This window comes from Pseudorhizobium marinum (genome assembly GCF_000705355.1).
Lineage (GTDB): Bacteria > Pseudomonadota > Alphaproteobacteria > Rhizobiales > Rhizobiaceae > Neorhizobium > Neorhizobium pelagicum.
Map to the genome: position 1 here is coordinate 1 of NZ_JMQK01000059.1, position 2,113 is coordinate 2,113.

A 2,113-nucleotide genomic window follows, 5' to 3' on the forward strand; every position below is an offset into this window, starting at 1 on the left:
CTTCAGCATGATCGATATACCAGTCCACCAATACGTAGAGCAGCGCGATCGTCACCAGTTGAGTGACGGACACCAGCGCAGCCGTCATTGTTGAGAGGGCCGGTCTAGACACCTGTCGACCTCGCGAAACGATACCCCACACCTCGAACTGTCACGATGTACCCCTCCTGGCCACGATCCGCCAGCTTCCGCCTCAGATTGGCAATATGCATATCAACGGTTCGATCAAGAGCCTCACTTTCGGGCATGCAGGCGTCCAACAACGATGTTCTTTCGAATGTCTTGAAAGGAGATCGAACAAAACAGACCAGAAGGCGAAACTCTGTTGCCGTCAGCGGCAGTTCAAGCCGACCTGTCTCCGTTGATACAAAAGCAATGTGGGACTCCGGCTGGACTTCGATATCATCGTGTCGGATGACTTCTTTCCCGGCTACGCCTGTCGTGCGCTTCAGTACCGCGGCTACACGCGCCACGACTTCCTGTGGGTTGAATGGTTTGGTGACGTAATCATCCGCGCCGAGCCTCAACCCCAGCAATTTGTCGGTACTGTCATCCATCGCCGTCAAAAATATCACCGGCACGATGGAGCTCCCCCGGATTTTCGTCAGAAGATCGAAGCCGTCGACATCCGGCAGGCCGACATCGAGCAACACCAGGTCCGGTCGCAGCATCTGCAGATGTTTGAGAGCTATCTGCCCCGTGGAAGCTTTGATCGTCCTGTAGCCAGCTCTATTGAGATATCGCTCCAGCAGGAGTGCTATTTCCCCGTCGTCCTCCACGACCAGCACGAGAGATGAAATCATGATGAGGCTCGCCGATCTTGACATGCTGTTTACCGGCTCTTTGTCGAAACTTGACAGTCCGGAGAGAGAACGTGGTCCTCAACGAGGAACCACCGATGAACGTAACTCACCTCACCCGATCCGAAAAAGCAATATCAGAACCCGCCACCGACAAGACGAAAGATTTCCTGTTACAGGCGGTTATACTCTTGGGCTTGGTTTCCATTATTTTTGCGGCCGTTCCGGAAGTGGATCTGATCGTAAGCGGCTTTTTCTGGACGCCCGGCTCGGGCTTTGAACTGAATAACAACAGCGACCTCATCGCCTTTCGTGATGTCAACAGGTTCCTCCCGTGGGCCGTGATCGGGGCTGCCGCGGCGCTGCTCATTCCAAATCCGTTGCTGAGCATTGTGAAGCGCCCCCCTGCGCCACACAAGTTGTTGTTCGTTATAACGTTTTTTGCGGCAGGACCGGGTCTCTTCGTTCACCTGATCAAGATGCTTGTCGGTAGAGCGCGCCCAAGAGCGCTGCAGGAGTTTGGCGGCGACGCGGTTTTCACACCGCCCTGGGACCTCACCGACCAATGCGTCAGGAATTGTTCCTTCATCTCGGGAGAATCGGCAAGCGCCTTTGCCCTGCTGACACTTGTCGTTCTTATCAAGCCGAAATATTCGACGCTCTACCTTATAGCAATTGGCGCGCTAGCGGCAGCCTTTTCGTTCACCAGGGTCCTGCATGGGGCGCACTTCTTCTCGGACGTCGTCATCGCATGGAATGTGATGTTGGTTCTGGCGGTCCTGATCTGGCGACTGTTCGTGCGTAACGCACCGCAGATCGATGCTCTGTTCGCAGCAAGATAACTGAACGTCATGAAGTCGCCAGCTTCGAAGCAGGTGAAGGCCGTCCCCAAGAGCGCCTTGCAATGCGCACGGGCAGCAATTTCCAGCCGTTGCGCCACCCGACAATCTAACCCCGATTACCGGCATTTGTCGGTGCGGGTACCGGTCAGTTGCACCCTTGAGCCGGATACCTGCGGCGTCAGAGGTTACGTGTTGATCGACCGGGGCTTCCTCGAAGCTGCATTTGAGTTTCCCGACGGGCAACCACATCGGCAACCTGATGTGGGATTTTCACACAATGAAGCTGGGCTCGGCGAGCAGCCGTCCCCTTATTTTGGTCGTCATCTCGGTCGACGTGGCGATGCCGATTTTGGCTCTGTTCTCACTCTCCTTGAATCCGCTCCCCGCGGTATGGAGAGTGTGCATTCATAAAAGAGGATTAGAAAATGCCGGAACAATCAATCGTCAGTGCTCTCGTTCTCGGACTTATCG

3 protein-coding genes are annotated in these 2,113 nt (G+C 55.1%); 2 read left to right on the forward strand and 1 reads right to left on the reverse strand.

Features of this window, described 5'->3' with window-relative positions:
* Positions 1-104 precede the first annotated feature (104 nt).
* A complete protein-coding gene (locus EO99_RS0125320) occupies positions 105-803 on the reverse strand; it encodes a response regulator transcription factor (protein WP_029621320.1) in 699 nt (232 codons plus the stop codon).
* A 95-nt stretch (positions 804-898) separates the two neighbouring features.
* Between EO99_RS0125320 and EO99_RS26150 the strand changes: the two genes are divergently transcribed.
* On the forward strand, positions 899-1,642 hold the full coding sequence (locus EO99_RS26150) for a phosphatase PAP2 family protein (RefSeq protein ID WP_051680094.1): 744 nt from the start codon (positions 899-901) through the stop codon (positions 1,640-1,642).
* A gap of 223 nt (positions 1,643-1,865) precedes the next feature.
* Positions 1,866-2,113 (forward strand): hypothetical protein (locus tag EO99_RS28160; protein WP_210165115.1); only part of this gene is annotated, 248 nt, incomplete at its 3' end.